Source organism: Pseudactinotalea sp. Z1732, assembly GCF_049724975.1.
In the GTDB taxonomy this organism is placed as follows: Bacteria; Actinomycetota; Actinomycetes; order Actinomycetales; family Beutenbergiaceae; genus CALKWS01.
On the sequence record NZ_JBMPQC010000002.1, the window covers coordinates 712,403 to 728,614 of the forward strand.

The 16,212-nt window shown below is 69.2% G+C and carries 12 protein-coding genes and 1 pseudogene; 5 read left to right on the plus strand and 8 right to left on the minus strand.

The features are described from left to right. Window positions 1-32: 32 nt before the first annotated feature. The gene (rpsA, locus tag ACPL7H_RS07090; protein ID WP_424785831.1) at window positions 33-1,523 is read right to left on the minus strand and encodes a 30S ribosomal protein S1; all 1,491 of its coding nucleotides are present in this window, start codon (window positions 1,521-1,523) and stop codon (window positions 33-35) included. Window positions 1,524-1,796: 273 nt separating this feature from the next. Here rpsA and ACPL7H_RS07095 point away from each other — a divergent pair, with 273 nt between their 5' ends. Genes ACPL7H_RS07095 through moaA form a run of 3 tightly spaced genes read left to right on the plus strand, consistent with a single transcriptional unit; the run spans window position 1,797 to window position 3,816 of the window. Next, window positions 1,797-2,285, plus strand: a complete 489-nt coding sequence (locus ACPL7H_RS07095) for a MogA/MoaB family molybdenum cofactor biosynthesis protein (RefSeq protein ID WP_424796308.1) — start codon at window positions 1,797-1,799, stop codon at window positions 2,283-2,285. Further along, window positions 2,285-2,728 carry a molybdenum cofactor biosynthesis protein MoaE gene (locus tag ACPL7H_RS07100; RefSeq protein WP_424796309.1) on the plus strand — a complete coding sequence of 148 codons (444 nt, stop codon included), beginning with the start codon at window positions 2,285-2,287 and terminating at the stop codon, window positions 2,726-2,728. Before ACPL7H_RS07095 ends, ACPL7H_RS07100 begins: the two co-directional genes overlap by 1 nt. Further along, window positions 2,725-3,816, plus strand: a complete 1,092-nt coding sequence (moaA, locus tag ACPL7H_RS07105; protein WP_424796310.1) for a GTP 3',8-cyclase MoaA — start codon at window positions 2,725-2,727, stop codon at window positions 3,814-3,816. The genes ACPL7H_RS07100 and moaA overlap by 4 nt, the downstream gene beginning before the upstream one ends. Before the next feature lie 33 nt (window positions 3,817-3,849). Here moaA and ACPL7H_RS07110 read toward each other — a convergent pair whose 3' ends face one another. The 7 genes and pseudogenes from ACPL7H_RS07110 to ACPL7H_RS07140 form a co-directional block, all read right to left on the minus strand. Next, window positions 3,850-4,092: a MoaD/ThiS family protein gene (locus ACPL7H_RS07110; protein ID WP_424796311.1), complete on the minus strand. Its 243-nt coding sequence runs from the start codon at window positions 4,090-4,092 to the stop codon at window positions 3,850-3,852. A gap of 80 nt (window positions 4,093-4,172) precedes the next feature. Next, window positions 4,173-4,640 (minus strand): annotated as a pseudogene (gene moaC, locus ACPL7H_RS07115) (cyclic pyranopterin monophosphate synthase MoaC); the annotation flags it as partial. Continuing rightward, on the minus strand, window positions 4,637-5,896 hold the full coding sequence (gene glp, locus ACPL7H_RS07120) for a gephyrin-like molybdotransferase Glp (protein WP_424796312.1): 1,260 nt from the start codon (window positions 5,894-5,896) through the stop codon (window positions 4,637-4,639). The pseudogene moaC and the gene glp, both read right to left, overlap by 4 nt. Next, window positions 5,893-7,119 (minus strand): ThiF family adenylyltransferase, encoded by a 1,227-nt coding sequence (locus ACPL7H_RS07125; RefSeq protein ID WP_424796313.1) that lies wholly within the window; start codon window positions 7,117-7,119, stop codon window positions 5,893-5,895. The genes glp and ACPL7H_RS07125 overlap by 4 nt, the downstream gene beginning before the upstream one ends. Window positions 7,120-7,158: 39 nt before the next feature. Beyond that, window positions 7,159-9,936: a multicopper oxidase domain-containing protein gene (locus ACPL7H_RS07130; protein ID WP_424796314.1), complete on the minus strand. Its 2,778-nt coding sequence runs from the start codon at window positions 9,934-9,936 to the stop codon at window positions 7,159-7,161. Next, entirely contained in the window at window positions 9,933-11,066 is a 1,134-nt protein-coding gene (locus ACPL7H_RS07135) for a hypothetical protein (RefSeq protein ID WP_424796315.1), read from the minus strand. The genes ACPL7H_RS07130 and ACPL7H_RS07135 overlap by 4 nt, the downstream gene beginning before the upstream one ends. 13 nt (window positions 11,067-11,079) lie before the next feature. Beyond that, a complete protein-coding gene (locus ACPL7H_RS07140) occupies window positions 11,080-11,376 on the minus strand; it encodes a DUF2249 domain-containing protein (RefSeq protein WP_424796316.1) in 297 nt (98 codons plus the stop codon). Window positions 11,377-11,755: 379 nt separating this feature from the next. Between ACPL7H_RS07140 and ACPL7H_RS07145 the strand changes: the two genes are divergently transcribed. Next, window positions 11,756-12,499, plus strand: a complete 744-nt coding sequence (locus ACPL7H_RS07145) for a helix-turn-helix transcriptional regulator (protein WP_424796317.1) — start codon at window positions 11,756-11,758, stop codon at window positions 12,497-12,499. Then, a complete protein-coding gene (locus ACPL7H_RS07150; protein WP_424796318.1) occupies window positions 12,496-16,200 on the plus strand; it encodes a nitrate reductase subunit alpha in 3,705 nt (1,234 codons plus the stop codon). The genes ACPL7H_RS07145 and ACPL7H_RS07150 overlap by 4 nt, the downstream gene beginning before the upstream one ends. Window positions 16,201-16,212: the final 12 nt, after the last annotated feature.

Below are 16,212 nucleotides of genomic sequence, written 5' to 3' on the forward strand. Positions count from 1 at the left end.
CGGGCCGATCAGTGTTGATCAGCGTGAACGGCTCAGTTGCCGGTCAGCTTCTCCCGCAGGGCAGCCAGTGCCTCATCGGAGGCGAGGGTGCCGCCGGTGTCGGCCGGCGCAGCGGTGTAGCTGCTGCTGGAGGACGAGGACGGGGAAGCGGACGAACCGCTGTCCTCCTCGCCGACCGGAACCTCGGAGTCGGCCTCGATAGCGGCGGCCACCTGCTTCTTGTGGGCCTCCCACCGGGACTGTGCCTCGGCGTACTGGGACTCCCACGCCTCGCGCTGGGCCTCGAAGCCCTCGAGCCACTCGTTGGTCTCCGGGTCGAAGCCCTCGGGGTACTTGTAGGTGCCCGCCTCGTCGTACTCGGCGGCCATGCCGTACAGCGACGGGTCGAACTCGTCGCTGTTCGGGTCCACCCCCTCGTTGGCCTGCTTCAGGGACAGCGAGATGCGGCGACGCTCCAGGTCGATGTCGATGACCTTGACGAACACCTCATCGTCCACGGTCGCGACCTGCTCGGGCAGTTCGACGTGACGCTGGGCGAGTTCGGAGATGTGCACCAGGCCCTCGATGCCGTCCTCCACGCGCACGAACGCACCGAAGGGCACCAGTTTGGTGACCTTGCCCGGCACCACCTGACCGATCGCGTGGGTACGGGCGAAGGCCTGCCACGGGTCCTCCTGGGTGGCCTTGAGCGAGAGCGAGACACGCTCGCGCTCGAAGTCGACGTCGAGCACCTCGACGGTGACCTCCTTGCCGACCTCCACGATCTCGCTGGGGTGGTCGATGTGCTTCCAGGACAGTTCCGACACGTGCACCAGACCGTCCACGCCACCCAGGTCCACGAACGCACCGAAGTTGACGATCGAGGAGACGACACCAGGGCGGACCTGGCCCTTGGCCAGGGTCTGCAGGAAGGTGGAGCGCACCTCGGACTGGGTCTGCTCCAGCCAGGCGCGGCGGGACAGCACCACGTTGTTGCGGTTCTTGTCCAGTTCGATGATCTTGGCTTCGATCTCCTGGCCGATGTAGGGCTGCAGGTCACGCACCCGGCGCATCTCCACCAGGGAGGCGGGCAGGAAGCCGCGCAGCCCGATGTCCAGGATCAGGCCACCCTTGACGACCTCGATCACGGTGCCGGTGACGACGCCGTCCTCTTCCTTGATCTTCTCGATCGTGCCCCAGGCACGTTCGTACTGGGCGCGCTTCTTGGACAGCAGCAGCCGGCCTTCCTTGTCCTCCTTCTGCAGGACAAGTGCTTCCACGTGCTCGCCCACCTCGACGACCTCATCGGGGTCGACGTCGTGCTTGATGGACAACTCGCGGGACAGGATGACGCCCTCGGTCTTGTACCCGATGTCGAGGAGGACCTCGTCGCGGTCGACCTTGACGACAGTGCCCTCGACGATGTCACCGTCATTGAAGTACTTAATGGTCGCGTCAACGGCTGCGAGGAAGTCTTCTTCCGAGCCGATGTCATTGACTGCGACCGACGGGACGCTGGTCGAGGCGGGGGTAGTGATAGTCATTGAGTAGTGGACTCCGTTGCGGACAGGGATTGTTGGGATATCTGACGTGGCACGCCGCACCCGGATTGACCGGGACGGGCCGAGTCTGATCACAATGACCGGACAACAGGCCCGCGTTCGACCGCGACACCACGTGGATGACAAGCCATCCGGGCATGCGGGCACGAGGCACCGACAACGCAGTCTAGTGCCTGCGGGCAACCGTGAGCAACGTGATCTGCACAGCCGGGTTCCGGCCCGTCCCGAGCCGCTTATGCGGGTTAGGCTCGGAGGATGCCAACCGAGCAGCGCACGCCCCGGGCCTTCGTGATCACCGTGTCCGATCGGAGCGCGGCCGGAGAACGTGAGGACCGCTCCGGTCCGCTGGTCGAACAGCACCTCACCGACCACGGTTTCGCGGTGACCCGTCGGATCGTGCCCGACGGCGTGGAAACGGTGCGTACCGCCCTCACCCGGGCGCTGGACAGCGGCGCCGACGTCGTGCTCACCCTGGGTGGCACCGGCGTTAGTCCGCGGGACCGCACCCCGGAGGCGATCGCGCCCATGCTGGAACTGGAACTGATCGGGGTGGCCGAGGCGATCCGCGCACACGGGCTGAGGAACACGCCGACGGCCGCGCTGTCCCGCGGGCCGTGCGGTGTGATCGGAACCACCGTGGTGATCGCTCTGCCCGGCTCCTCGGGTGGCGTACGCGACGGACTCGAGGTGGTGGTTCCGCTCTTGCCCCACCTGCTGGACCAATTGCGCGGAGGTGACCACTGATGACGGTGACGCACGAGGATGAACGCCTGAACATGATCCAGGTGACCGAGCAGACCCTGGACGTCGCGGCACACATGGCAGCAGTGGACGATCCCCGGTGCGGAGCGGTGACCACCTTCGTGGGGCAGGTGCGCGATCACGACCCGGGCGTGACCGGCACGGTCACGTCGATCAGCTACTCCGCCCATCCGGACGCCCAGTCGGTGCTCGAGCGGATCGTGGCCGAGGTCTCCGGCGGAGCCGATCGGCTGCGGATCGCGGTGAGCCACCGGGTGGGTGACCTGGTTGTGGGCGACCTGGCCCTGGTGGTGAGCGTGGCCAGCGCGCACCGCGCACAGAGTTATGCGGCATCGCGTGAGGTCGTGGAACGGATCAAGGTCGAGTTGCCGGTCTGGAAGAAGCAGCACACCGCCGATGGCGCCGGCCACTGGAGCGGCATATGAGTTCCCAGCCGGTACCGGTGACGATCGGCTCCGCTCCTCCCCCTCCCCGGACGGTTCCGGACCCGGACCCGCGGCGCGGCAGCCCACTGGTGGACACCTTCGGACGGGTGCACCGGGACCTGCGCATCTCCCTGACCGACCGCTGTTCGCTGCGCTGCACCTACTGCATGCCCGAACAGGGCATGGAGTGGCTGGCACGTTCCTCGATCCTCTCGGTGGATGAGATCGTCCGGGTCGCCCGGATCTGCGCCGAGGCGGGCATCTCCACGTTCCGCCTCACCGGCGGTGAACCGCTGCTCCGGCGCGACATCGTCCAGGTGGTCTCCGAACTGGCGGCGCTCCGCACCCCGGACCGCAAGCCGGTGCAGGTCGCCATGACCACCAACGGCATCGGCCTGGACAAGGTGATCACCGCCCTGGCCGATGCCGGCCTGGCCCGGTTGAACATCAGCTTGGACACCGTTCAACCCGAACGCTTCGCCGAACTGACCCGGCGCAACCGGTTCAAGGACGTGATGGCCGGTATCGAGGCCGCTTCCCGCTCCGGGCTGCGCCCGTTGAAACTCAACGCCGTGGCGATGCGCGGGGTCAACGACGACGAACTGGTCGACCTGGTCGAGTTCGCCCTGTCGATGCAGGCACAGATGCGGTTCATCGAGCAGATGCCGTTGGACGCCGGCCACACCTGGGACCGGAAGCAGATGGTGACTCGCGAGGAGATCCTGGCGGCCCTGGGCAAGCGCTGGGAACTCCACCCGGTGCCGGGGCGTGGCGGTGCTCCCGCGGAGAAGTTCCGACTCGATGACACCGACAGCCACGTCGGGGTGATCGCCTCGGTCACCGCCCCGTTCTGCGGGGCGTGCGACCGGCTGCGCCTGACCGCCGACGGCCAGTTGCGCAACTGCCTGTTCTCCACCGACGAGTACGACCTCATCCCGGTGGTGCGGGCCGAGGACCCGGAACTGAACACCGATGAGCGCATCGACGCGGTGCTGCGGGCCTGCATCGACGCCAAGAAAGCCGGGCACGGCATCAACGATCCGGGCTTCCTGCAACCTGCACGTGGGATGAACGCCATCGGCGGCTGAAACCCCGGGCGCCAGCCCGGCGCAGCGCGGGCGTCAGCCCCCGGCGAAGGGCGGCAGCACGTCCACGGTGGCGCCGGCGGGCACCGGATCCTGGGCCGAGGACGACCGGCGCCCGTTGACCAGGATCGAGCACCGGTCCAGCACGGCGCCGGTGCCCGGACCACCGTGTGCGGTCAGGTCCCGGAGCAGGTCACCGACCGTGCCTGCGGCGGACTGCACCTCGGTCCGTCCGATCATCTCGGCAGCGACGGCGAACAGCCGCACCCGCACACTCATGCCGTCCTCCGCGATCCATCCGCGGGCGCCGCGCCGCCCGCCGCGCCCACCGCCGGCGCCGGTGGCCCGTCGCCTGCCTCCTCACGGCGCCAGGACCCGGACCGGCCGCCGTCCTTGGCCTCGAGGCGTACGTCGGAGATCCAGGTGGCCCGGTCGATGCCCTTGACCATGTCCACGACCGCCAGGCCCGCTACCGACGCCGCGGTGAGGGCTTCCATCTCCACCCCGGTGCGGTCCGCGGTGCGAACCGTGGCGACGATGCGCACCCCGCCCTCGGCCGGCTCGACGTCAACGTTCGCCCCGTGCACCCCGATCACATGGGCCAGCGGCAACAGATCCGCACACTTCTTGGCGGCGTTGATTCCCGCGATCCTGGCCACGGCGAACACATCGCCCTTCGGTGCGGTGCCGTCGTGCAGATGGCCCATCACCTCAGCGTTGCAGTGCACGAACGCACTGGCCGTTGCCGACCGGATCGTGGGTGACTTCTCGGTGACATCGACCATTCGGGCGTGGCCCGCGTGGTCCAGGTGGGTGAAGGCGGTCATAGGTGTCCTCCCGGTTCGACGACGGCCTCGACGATGTCGCCGGGCTCGACATGATCGACGTGCCCGGGCACGATGGCGTACCCGTTGGCCCGTGCGAGGCTGGCCACCAGGTGCGACTGGGACCCGTGCCTGGCGGTCGGGCTGATCTCGGCGTGCCCATCGGCGCCGTGCCGCACCCGGGCGGGCAGGTACTGGTCACGCACCGGTGGGGTGCGCCATCCCTGGGTGACACGGGCCGGCACTGTGGCGGGCAACACGACGTCCGGCGGTGCACCGTGCAGCAACTGCAGCGCCGGCCGGACGAACACGTGGAAGGACACCCATGCGCTGACCGGGTTCCCGGGCAGGCCGAACAGCCACGCGCCGCCGTACCGGCCGAACGCCTGGGGCTTGCCCGGCTGCATCGCGACCTTGCTGAAGGTGACCTCCTCGGAGCCGGCGAACACGCGAGTCAACGGGTCGTAGGCGCCGGCGCTGACTCCCCCGGTCAGCACGATCACATCCGCCTGCGGCTCAACCTGGGCCAGGTGGTCGGCCAGTTCGGCGGGGTCGTCCCCGACCGGTGCGGCGCTCACCACCTCGGCACCTGCCTGGCGGGCCAGCGCACTGATGAGTAACGAGTTGGAGTCCGGGATCTGGCCCCGGGCCAGGTCCGCGCCCGGTGGCAGCAGTTCGCTGCCGGTGGCGATGACGGCGACCTTCGCCCGAGGGTGCACGCCGACCCTGCCCTGGCCGGTGGAGGCCAGCGAGGCCAAAGCCGTCGCGTTGAGGTACGTGCCGGCCGGGGCGACGAGGTCCCCTGGCATCATGTCCCCGCCGGCGGATCGCACGTGCCGGCCGTGCGTCTGGGGCTGGTTGACGGTCACGGTCGCGGCGAGTGCGCCGTGCGGGTCGGTGCGGTCGGTGTGCTCCAGTTGCACCACGGTGTCGGCGTCGGTGGGCAGCACCGCCCCGGTCATGATCCGGGCCGCCTGCCCCTGCCCCAGCGCAGGGTCCAGGCCGCTGCCCGCGGGCAGGTCGGCGACGACGTCGAGCGTGACCGGAGTGTCTGCGGCTGCACCGGCCACGTCGGCGAACCGGACGGCGTAACCGTCCATGGCCGAGTTGTCCCATGGCGGAACCGGGAAGCGCGCGTGCACAGCTTCGACGAGGCGTAGGCCGTGGGCCTCGGTGAGCGGGAGGTGCTGGGCCGTCAGCGGCCGCATCCCGGACAGGATCCGCTCGCGCTGGTCGGACACCGCGATCAGGTCACTCATACCAGCTTCGGTTCCTGGCGTAGGTGGTCCACCGTTCCGGGGGCCAGCACCGCACTGGTCCAGCCCGCCCGGATGAGCAAGCGGGTGGCCCGTGCAGCTCGGACACCTGCGGAGCAGTAGGTGACCACATCCTGCTCATCGTCCAGTCCGGCCCGGCGCAGCAGGTCCGTGACCGCCTGCGTCTGGTCTGCCCCCCGGGCTGCCTGCAGCAGCGCGCTGATCGGCACGTTCACTGCTCCGGGCAACGCGTCATGGGCGGCCTCATCGGGCTCGCGCACGTCGAGCAGCACCGTCGCGGCTTTGTCGGTCCGGTCCCGGCGCTGCTGGAATGCACTCAGGTCCAGGGTGGTGACCCCATCCGGTGGCCGGACCGCCCCCAGGGGGTCCCCGACTGCGGCGCCGGGCGCGGACGCAGTTGCGCCCATCGCCGGCACGGCCTCATCGTCGCCCCGGCCGGTGTGCAACGGAACCTCGTGAACTCGCATCGTGAGCGCGTCGATGACGGCGACCCGGCCCAGCAGCACCTGGCCCATCCCGGTGATGAGTTTGATCGCCTCGGTGGCCATCATCGAGCCGGCGATGCCGCACAGGGACCCGATCACCCCGGCCTCAGCACACGAGGGCACCGTGCCCGGCGCCGGCGGCCGGGGGAACAGGTCACGCATCGTGACCGGCGCGGCGGGTGAGGGTGGCGTGGACCAGAACACCGACACCTGGGCGTCGAAACGCAGCACCGAACCCCACACCAGCGGGATCGCCAACTCCGCGCAGGTGTCTGCCACCAGATAGCGGGTGGCGAAGGTGTCGGTCCCGTCCAGTACCAGATCGTGCCCGGTGAGGATCCGGGCCGCGTTGTCATCGGTAAGCCGCTCTTCGTGCAGTCGCACCTGTGCACCGGGGTTGAGCCCGAGCACCCGCCGCCGGGCGTTCTGCGCCTTGGAGGATCCGAGGTCTTCATGGGCGTGGATCACCTGCCGGTGCAGGTTCGAGGCCTCGACCGCGTCGTCGTCGATGATCGTCAGGCTGCCGACCCCGGCAGCGGCCAGGTACTGCAGCACGGGTGCACCGAGTCCTCCGGCTCCCACCACCAGCACGCGGGCGGCTGCGAGACGGCGCTGGCCGATCTCACCGAACTCCGGCAACAGCGTCTGACGCGCGGTGCGGGCCGCTTCCGTCGCGGACAGAGCCGGCACCGGTTCGACCAGGGGCGGCAGGGACGTCATCGCTTCAGTCTAGGTCTGAAAAACTCCACGTGCCCTCGCCTACTCGGTCACCGTGACGATCCCCGAGGCACCTCGTTCGGCATCAGCCATCACGTGGTTGACCATCGGGTAGTTCCCGGCCTCGCCGAAGACGGTCTCGACGAACCCGCCCTGAGCCACCGCGACCGAGAGCGCCTGACTGCCGCCGCCGGTGTTGCCGAAGGCGTCCACCCCGCGGTTCAGGTGGTAGCCGCCCTCGTGGAAGACGGTGTCGAACTGCGAACCGACGATGTGGAAACTGCTGCCCCGGTTGGGGCCGGCGTTGAGCACCCAGAACCGCACCCGCTCCCCCACCCGTGCCGGGAGCGGCTGCTGACGGTACTGGAAGGCGATGCCGTTGAACGCGACCGCATCGGCGGAGCCGGCCCGGGCGCGGTCGGCGTCCACCTCGGCAGCGTTGCCCCGCCCGTGCCCGCTCGCCCGGAGGTAGGCCTCGGACTGGACCAGCACGTAGTTGCGGTCCACCGGCTCCAGGTCGTCGGGTTCGATGATGACCGCCCCGAACATGCCGGCCCCGATGTGGCTGGTCATCGGGTCGGTGCCGCAGTGATAGAGCCAGATCCCGGCCATCCCGGCAGTGAAGCGGTAGACCAGCGACTCCCCCGGGGCGATCGTGCGCATCGGCTCGTCGGGGGCCAGCGACCCCGCGTGGAAGTCGATCGAGTGCCCGATCGTGCCGTCGTTGACCAGGGTGATCTCGAAGACGTCCCCGACCCGCCCGTGCACCGTGGGACCGGGTACCTGACCGTTGAAGGTCCATCGGCGCTGCCATACTCCCGGGGCCACCTCCAGCTCCACCTCCTGGGCCGTCAGGGTGAGCTCGTGGACGGTGCCCGCGTCGGTGTCCAGCGGCGGCAGCTCGGGATCGACGAAGCCGGTGACTTCTGCCGCGTCGGGCAGGATCGACGGTCGTGGCCCGTCGGCATCGCCCTGCCCGCCTCCGTGCCTGGCGTGGCCGTGCCCGCCCGCCGCGGCGACGTCGTCATCGTCCCCTTCCGGCCCGGCCTGGTCGGCCGGCACCGGCGTACCGTCGGCGCCGACCGCGCTGACGGTGAGCACCATTCCCATCTGCCGGTGCCCCACGATGGTGCACCAGCCCTCCAACGACCCGGAGATGACACCGGCCTCCAACGTGGCCGACTCCCCGGTGGCCAGCCGCGGCGTCTGCTCACCGCCCAGGATCAGGTCGTGTACGTCGGAGGTGTCCTCATTGATCAGTTCGATCACGAGGCTGTTCCCCGCGGGGACCTCGATGTGGTCGGGGCTGAACCGCATGTCGTCGGCCACCACCTGCACGGTCGTGGTCCGCCCGGTCGGGACGACGTCCTCGGCCGCGCCGGTCCCCGCAGTACCGGCGGGAGTGCCCAGACCGGCGGCGGCCGGATCCATACCCACCCCCACGGCGGTCGCCACCGCCAGCGCGGTGATCGCCCCCACGAACTGCCCGCCCCGCCAGAACGGGCCCCGAGCATGCTCCCGGGACACCGCCACGGTGCTCTCAGTGCGCTCGGCGCTCCCGGCATCGGCAGCCGCTGCCTCCTGTTCCTCGCGCAGTGCCCGGCGGGCCCGGATCGCCCCGAGCATCAACGGGATGAACCAGGCCAGACCGGCCAGCGTCACCACCGAGGTGGTCACCCGCACGGCACTGGGCACCGGGAGCAGGAAGATGACCAGGCCGAGGTTGATGAGGACCAGGCGGGCGGCACCGGCCCGGTTGAACCACCATTGGGTGGTCCGCACCGCCACCGGGCCCCCACCCAGCACCACCGGGATCAGGTAGGACATCGCGCCGGTGAGGAGCTGCGCGGCGAAGCCCGCCACGATCACCGCCACGACGGGGCCGAACCCGGCGGTCAGTTCCCCCCAGGTCGAACTCATCATGGTGTTCAGCGTCAGCCACCCCAGACCGACCACCGCCCAGATCATCGCGGCGGCCACCGAGGCCGGGGCGAACTCGCGCGGCGGACGGGTGCGCGCGGGCCGCACCAGCGCCCGGCCCCACCAGACCAGCGCCAGAACGTAGGCCGACAATCCCGCGCCGACCACGGCCAGCACACCGGCCAGCGCCCCGGTCAGGACCACCACCAGGGCCGCGCCGAACACCGGGAGAGCCCGCTTGGCCAGGCGCTCGGCCCGCTCGTCCATCCGGGTGCGCAGCATCGTGGGCCACAGCGTGATCAGCGTGCCGGTCACGGTGAGTCCCACCCAGCCGAGCACATTCAGCATCGAGTGCGCCAGGAGCAGTTGGCCGTGCAGGGGGTCGGGGTACCCGCGCGCCAGCAGCACCCCGAACAGTGCGCCGACCGGGAGGAAGGCGGCCGCGGCCAGGTAGTAGTGCACGGTGATCCGCATCCGGCCCGGCAGCGCGTGCCGCAGCCGGCGCCACAGCGCCAGGAAGTGCGCCACCACAGCGGTGACCACCAGGACCGCGCCGGCCACCGTGAGGGGCCAGATCGTGGTGGGCACCCCGACCATCACCGTTGTGACACCCACCAGCAGGGTGGCCAACCGCCGGGACTGACGACGGCGGTCATCCAGTTCTGTGGGAGTCTTCAGCAGGGCCTGGGCGAAGTAGACGCTCCAGACCATGATCGAGTGGGTGGCGGCGCCCAGCAGCACCAGGTGCACCATCAGCCAGCGGGACTCGGGCACGAACGGGTGGGCGATGGCCATGATCACCGCCATAGCGAGCCACAGCAGGGCGGGCCGGTCCCGCATCGCCCAGACGCCCCGTGTGGTGGACGCACCCGCCTGCGGCGGGGAGGTGGTTGTTCTCATGCCCGGGCCGCCGGTGTCGTTCGGCTCCTGCCGGCCCAGACCGCCACGCCCACCGCGCTGAGTGCCAGCAGCAGCAATGCCGCGATCGTCAACAGGCCCCCGACCTGCCACACCGTGTTCACTTCCGTCACCATTCCCAACGTGCGAACCACCATCCCGGCGTGCAGCACCGCCAGTGGCGCCCACAACACCGGGTGGTAGGGCAGCGAGATCCTCAGTACCGCCGGCAGGATCACCGGGGCGTGCGCCAACACCATCGACATGCCGAAGCCCAGAAAGATCCCGTGCACCACCAGGTCATACCAGTGCGGCACCCAGGCCGGTCCACCGATCATCCAGACCAGGCCCGCCAGGGCCAGCCACGCGTACCCGGCGAGCATCGCGGCCGCGGCAAACCTGGGCAAGCCCTTGGCCCGAACCATCCGGCGGGCCACATCATGCCACCCGAGGTAAGCGGCCAGGAGGAGCAGCGTGAGACCGAAGCCCGCCGCTCCCGCACGGGAGAAGACCATGGTCGCCAACGACGCGAGAACCAGCGCACCGGCCAGCGTCAGGACGATCGGCTCGGCCCAGCGGGACAGGGAGATCCGGGCCAGTTCCACCCGTTCGGCGACGATGGTGAGCACGATGAATCCGGACAACAGCGCGACCAGGTCCACGATCTCAACCCGGATCCAGAACGCGGCCGCGAACAGGGCCAGCAACGCACCGAGCAGTTGCACCAGCACGGTGTTGTCCCAGGACCGCCGCCAGAGTTGCACGTAGACCGCGCACAGCACGGCCGCCCCGTTGACCAGTAGCAACTGGCCCAGCACCGCCGGTGCCGGGCTGAGCAGCGCCAGCCCGCCGCCACCGAGCAACGTCGGTGCGAGGAAGCCCCAGGCGCTCCGCAGCGCCACCGCGCGCTCAAGTGAGATCAGGGCGCCCAGGAAGCCCAGCACCATCAGCATGCCGTGCAGCACGGGCAGGCCCGCCGAGGTCGCCGGGGCGGGCAGGCCCAGCAGCAGCAGGGCGGCATTCAGCCCGGCGAGCATGCTCACGCCGGCGGCTGACAGCAGTACCAGCCGGCCCGCTCTCGTGCTACGGCCGGTTCCGGTCGCCGGTCGGACCGGTGGCGCCGTCGTCGTCAATGACCTCTCCGTGCTAGTCGCGCTGCAGCCGCAGCCGCCAAGCCTCCGGGCCCTCCTCCAGGTAGGTCACCGAGATGCTGCCGGCCTCCCGTTCGGCGATCTGGGCCAGCAACGGCTTGGGGTCGTGCGGGGCTACCAGCACCATCGCCTCACCGGAACCGATCGCTGACAGCGCACCGAACACGCTCCCATGCCGGATCCGGTGCGGGATGGGGCGTACATCCAGTTCGGGCAGGTCACCATCGTGCTCACCGCAGGCGCACCCGGCGGGCTCCTGGATCACGTTCAGCATCGGGCGGACGTCGGTCATCGCTGGCTCCTCGGGTGAGCGTCGGGCTGGGACGCCCAATTATTACATATCCGAGTTGTGCAAATCCCCGCGCCGCCACGACACCCCTCACGCGCCCCGGGCGCACCGCGCTGGAGACCTGTCGCGCTGCCGGGCCGGAGCCGCGATGCGTCCTGGAAATCCGGTCGGGAATACGCACGCGACGCAGCCGGCAAATGCCCGAACGGTCATCCCGGTGCATTCTCCGCGACTGTTGGAATAGAGCGCTCAAGCCGCATTTTCCAAGGCCGGCGTTGCCGAATTCAATGGTCAATTGATTCGGCAGGAACGCTTGCGGGGGCCCCGGGATCGGCCTAGATTGCTCGTGAGGGCAGTTCCTTCAAATTGCGAGGATCCAATGATGGACCGGCAACCGGTGGATGGTTTGGGAGTACTGGAATCGCCGGTGCGCAAGGAACTCCTGGAACACCTGGTCGAGTTGTTCCACAGCCGTGACCTGGATTCCGCGACACCGCCCGGACGCACGGCCAGGGAATTGGCCGAACTCACCGGCTTGCACGTGACCACGGTGCGGTTCCACCTCGAGCGACTTGTCGGCGCCGGCTTCCTACACGCCCACTTCGAGCCGCCCACCGGGGTGGGCCGTCCGCGCAAGATCTACACCTCGCACCTGAGTCGCTGGCCGGAGCCCACCACGAGCCGGCACCACGAGGCGCTGGCCGGACTGCACGCCGAACTCGAGGCCGGCGAGGACGGGCCCGCGCGGGCCGAAGAGGCCGGGCTGGCGTGGGCCCGGGCTCGGGTGCAGGCCGGACCCGGGCTCTCACCGGCCCCGGCCCGCACACCCGGCACCTGGCTGGCCAAGATCGGCCGGCTGATCGATGAACTGACCGATTGGGGCTACGGGCCGAACGTGCGCACCACCGGTGCGTCGGTGGAACTGACGTTGCACTACTGCCCCTTCCTGGCCATGGCCACCGAGGATCCCGATGTGGTCTGCGCGGCCCACCGCGGTCTGCTGCGCGGCACGCTGGAGGCCATCGGGGAACCCGAGGTGCGGGTCAGTCTGCAACCCAAGGTGGGACCGCACGCCTGCCGCGCCCACCTACGAACGATGACACCGCTCACCGGAGGCCCAGCATGACCACCACCAAGCCCCCCACGATTGAAGGTCCCCTCAGCGGCGCCCTGGTGGGCACCCGGCGCTTCTTCGGTAGCGCCGAGGTCAGCGAGGACAAACGCAGCCTGCACCTGTCCGGAGGGCGCGCCGGGGACTCCTTCTACCGGGACCGGTGGAGCCACGACAAGGTGGTGCGCTCCACCCACGGGGTCAACTGCACCGGTTCGTGCTCCTGGAAGGTCTACGTCAAGGACGGGATCATCACCTGGGAGGCCCAGCAGACCGACTACCCATCCGCGGGGCCGGACCGGCCCGAGTACGAGCCCCGCGGCTGCCCACGGGGCGCGGCCTTCTCCTGGTACACCTACTCCCCCACCCGGGTGCGCTACCCCTACGTGCGGGGGGTGCTGCTGGACATGTTCCGCGCCGCGAAAGCCAAGTACACCGACCCGGTGGTGGCTTGGGGCTCGATCGTGCAGGACCCCGAGTCGGCGCGCACCTACAAGAGCGCCCGCGGCAAGGGTGGCATGGTCCGGGCCACGTGGGCCGAGGTGGTGGACATGCTCGCGGCCGCGCACGTCTACACGATCAAACGCTGGGGCCCGGACCGGATCGCCGGCTTCTCCCCGATCCCGGCGATGTCACCGGTCAGTTACTCCTCCGGCTCCCGGTTCCATGAACTCATCGGTGCGCCGATGCTGAGTTTCTACGACTGGTACGCCGACCTGCCCAATGCCTCTCCGCAGATGTTCGGGGACCAGACCGACGTGCCCGAGTCCGGGGACTGGTGGGACGCCGGATACCTGATCATGTGGGGCTCCAACGTCCCGGTCACCCGCACCCCGGACGCGCACTGGATGATCGAGGCACGCTACCGCGGGCAGAAGGTGATCTCGGTGGCTCCCGACTACGCCGAGAGCGTCAAGTTCGCCGACGAGTGGGTCGCCTCGGCTCCGGGCACCGACGGTGCGCTGGCGATGGGGATGGGTCACGTCCTGCTGAAGGAGTACTTCGCGGACCGGCAGGTGGACTTCTTCACCGACTACAACCGCCGCTTCACCGACCTGCCCTACCTGGTCACCCTCGAAGAGGTCGAAGGCGCCGACGGCACCTACCGGCCGGGGAAGTTCTTGGTCGCCGGGGACTTCGACAACCCCCAGTGCGACAGTGAGAACGCGATGTGGAAGCCGGTGGTGCTGGATGAGACCAACGGCGAGGTCGCGGTCCCGAACGGTTCGATCGGGCACCGGTTCGGCCCGGAGGGGGCCGGGAAGTGGAACCTGGACCTGGGCGACATCGAACCGGCGCTGAGCCTGTACGGCCATGACGACGGCGGTTCGGCCGCCCTGGTGCAACTGCCGCGGTTCGACAATCCCGAGGGCGCGCTGAACCTGGACGTCCGGGGCGTGCCGGTTCGCCGCATCGGTGGGCACGTGGTCACCACGGTGCTGGATCTGCTGCTGGCCCAGTACGGAGTGGCCCGCCCGGGTCTACCCGGAGCCTGGCCGGTCGACTACGCCGACCCGTCGGTTCCCGGCACCCCGGCGTGGGCCTCCGACATCACCGGGGTCCCGCCGGAGCAGATCATCCGGCTGAGCCGGGAGTGGGCCCAGAACGCGATCGACACCCAGGGTCGCGGGATGATCCTGATGGGCGCCGGGACGAACCACTGGTACCACTCCGACCAGATCTACCGGGCGATGCTCCTGCTCACCACGATCACCGGCTGCCAGGGCCGCAACGGTGGCGGGTGGGCGCACTACGTGGGCCAGGAGAAGATCCGGCCGATCATGGGGTTCCAGCACCTGGCCTTCGCGCTGGACTGGATCCGCCCGCCCCGGCACATGAACCAGACCGCCTACTGGTACGTCAACACCAGCCAGTACCGGTACGACACCTTCGGTGCCGAGAACCTGAACGGTTCCACCGGGGTGTTCAACGGCAAGAGCACCATGGACCTGCTCGCCCAGTCCGCCAGGTTGGGATGGACCCCCAGTTACCCGCAGTTCGACCGGAGCAGCCTGGAGGTCGCCGACGAGGCCGCGAGGGCCGGGCAGGACGTAGGCCAGTACGTGACCCGGGCCCTCCAGAGCGGGGACCTGAGATTCGCCGTCGAGGATCCCGAGGCGCCGCAGAACCACCCGCGGATCCTGTCGCTGTGGCGAGCCAACCTGTTCGGGTCCAGCGCCAAGGGCAACGAGTACTTCCTCAAGCACCTGCTGGGCACCGACAACGCCGTCAAGGCCACCGAGGCGCCGCCGGAGCATCGTCCGGAGGGCATCGCGTGGCCCGAACAGGCACCGGAGGGCAAGCTTGACCTGCTGCTCAGTCTCGACTTCCGGATGACCTCCTCCACCCTGCTCTCCGACGTGGTGCTACCGGCGGCGACGTGGTACGAGAAGCACGATCTGAACACCACCGACATGCACCCCTACGTCAACTCCTTCAACCCGGCGATCGACCCGCCGTGGCAGTCCAAGACCGACTGGGATACGTGGAAGGCGATCGCCAAGCGGTTCTCCGAGCTGGCCGTCGACCACCTCGGTGTGCGCAAGGACGTGGTCACCAAGCCGTTGTGGCACGACACCCCGGAGGCGATGGCCACGGTGCACGGGCGGGTCAAGGACTGGAAGACCGGTGAGGTCGAACCGGTTCCGGGCAAGACGCTACCGGTCCTGGCCGAGGTGGTGCGGGACTACCCGGCCACCTACGAGCGGATGACGGCGGTCGGCCCGTTGCTGGAGAAGGTTGGCATGCTCACCAAGGGAGTGGCCTACGACGTCAAGCGGGAGGTGGATCTCCTCCGCCACCGCAACGGCACCGTGCGTTCCGGTTCGGCCAAGGGCATGCCACGCCTGGAGACCGACATCCAGTTCGCCGAGTCCATCATGCACCTGTCGGCCACCTGTAACGGGCACCTGTCCACGCTGGGGTTCAGGAACCTGGAGCAACGCACAGGTACCCGACTGCACGACCTGGCCGCCGAGCACGAGGGCAAGCAAATCACCTTCGCCGACACCCAGAACGCCCCGGTGCCGGTGATCACCTCCCCGGAGTGGTCCGGGTCGGAGAGCGGCGGGCGGCGCTACAGCCCGTTCACCATCAACATCGAGCGGCTCAAACCGTTCCACACCCTCACCGGGCGCCAACAGTTCTATGTCGATCACGACTGGATGCTCGGGATGGGCGAGGGTCTGCCGGTGTACCGGCCACCACTGAACATGACCGACCTGTTCGGTGAATCCCCGATCGGGAGCCAGAACGAACTCGGGGTCTCGGTGCGCTACCTGACCCCGCACAACAAGTGGTCGATCCACTCCGAGTACCAGGACAACCTGTTCATGCTCAGCCTGTCCCGGGGTGGGCAGACGATCTGGATGTCCGACGTCGACGCGGCCAAGATCGGGGTGGCTGACAACGACTGGATCGAGGCCGTCAACCGCAACGGCGTCGTGGCCGCCCGCGCCATCGTCAGCCACCGCATGCCCGAGGGAACGGTGTACATGCACCACGCCCAGGACCGGCTGATCGACGTACCGCTGACCGAGACCGACAACAAGCGCGGAGGGATCCACAACAGCCTCACCCGGATCCTGATGAAACCGAGTCACATGATCGGCGGATACGCCCAACTGTCCTACTTCTTCAACTACATCGGCCCCACCGGCAACAACCGTGACGAGGTGACGATGATCCGCAGACGCACCGCCCCGGTGCAGTACTGACCTTCCCCGAGG

Bases quoted from the DNA above. Each gene is read 5' to 3' on its own strand.
- moaA (WP_424796310.1), top strand. From the start codon at position 2,725: ATGAGTTCCCAGCCGGTACCGGTGACGATCGGCTCCGCTCCTCCCCCT.
- ACPL7H_RS07145 (WP_424796317.1), top strand. From the start codon at position 11,756: ATGGACCGGCAACCGGTGGATGGTTTGGGAGTACTGGAATCGCCGGTG.
- ACPL7H_RS07130 (WP_424796314.1), bottom strand. From the start codon at position 9,936: ATGAGAACAACCACCTCCCCGCCGCAGGCGGGTGCGTCCACCACACGG.
- ACPL7H_RS07100 (WP_424796309.1), top strand. From the start codon at position 2,285: ATGACGGTGACGCACGAGGATGAACGCCTGAACATGATCCAGGTGACC.
- ACPL7H_RS07095 (WP_424796308.1), top strand. From the start codon at position 1,797: ATGCCAACCGAGCAGCGCACGCCCCGGGCCTTCGTGATCACCGTGTCC.
- ACPL7H_RS07110 (WP_424796311.1), bottom strand. From the start codon at position 4,092: ATGAGTGTGCGGGTGCGGCTGTTCGCCGTCGCTGCCGAGATGATCGGA.
- glp (WP_424796312.1), bottom strand. From the start codon at position 5,896: ATGAGTGACCTGATCGCGGTGTCCGACCAGCGCGAGCGGATCCTGTCC.
- ACPL7H_RS07125 (WP_424796313.1), bottom strand. From the start codon at position 7,119: ATGACGTCCCTGCCGCCCCTGGTCGAACCGGTGCCGGCTCTGTCCGCG.
- ACPL7H_RS07140 (WP_424796316.1), bottom strand. From the start codon at position 11,376: ATGACCGACGTCCGCCCGATGCTGAACGTGATCCAGGAGCCCGCCGGG.
- rpsA (WP_424785831.1), bottom strand. From the start codon at position 1,523: ATGACTATCACTACCCCCGCCTCGACCAGCGTCCCGTCGGTCGCAGTC.
- ACPL7H_RS07150 (WP_424796318.1), top strand. From the start codon at position 12,496: ATGACCACCACCAAGCCCCCCACGATTGAAGGTCCCCTCAGCGGCGCC.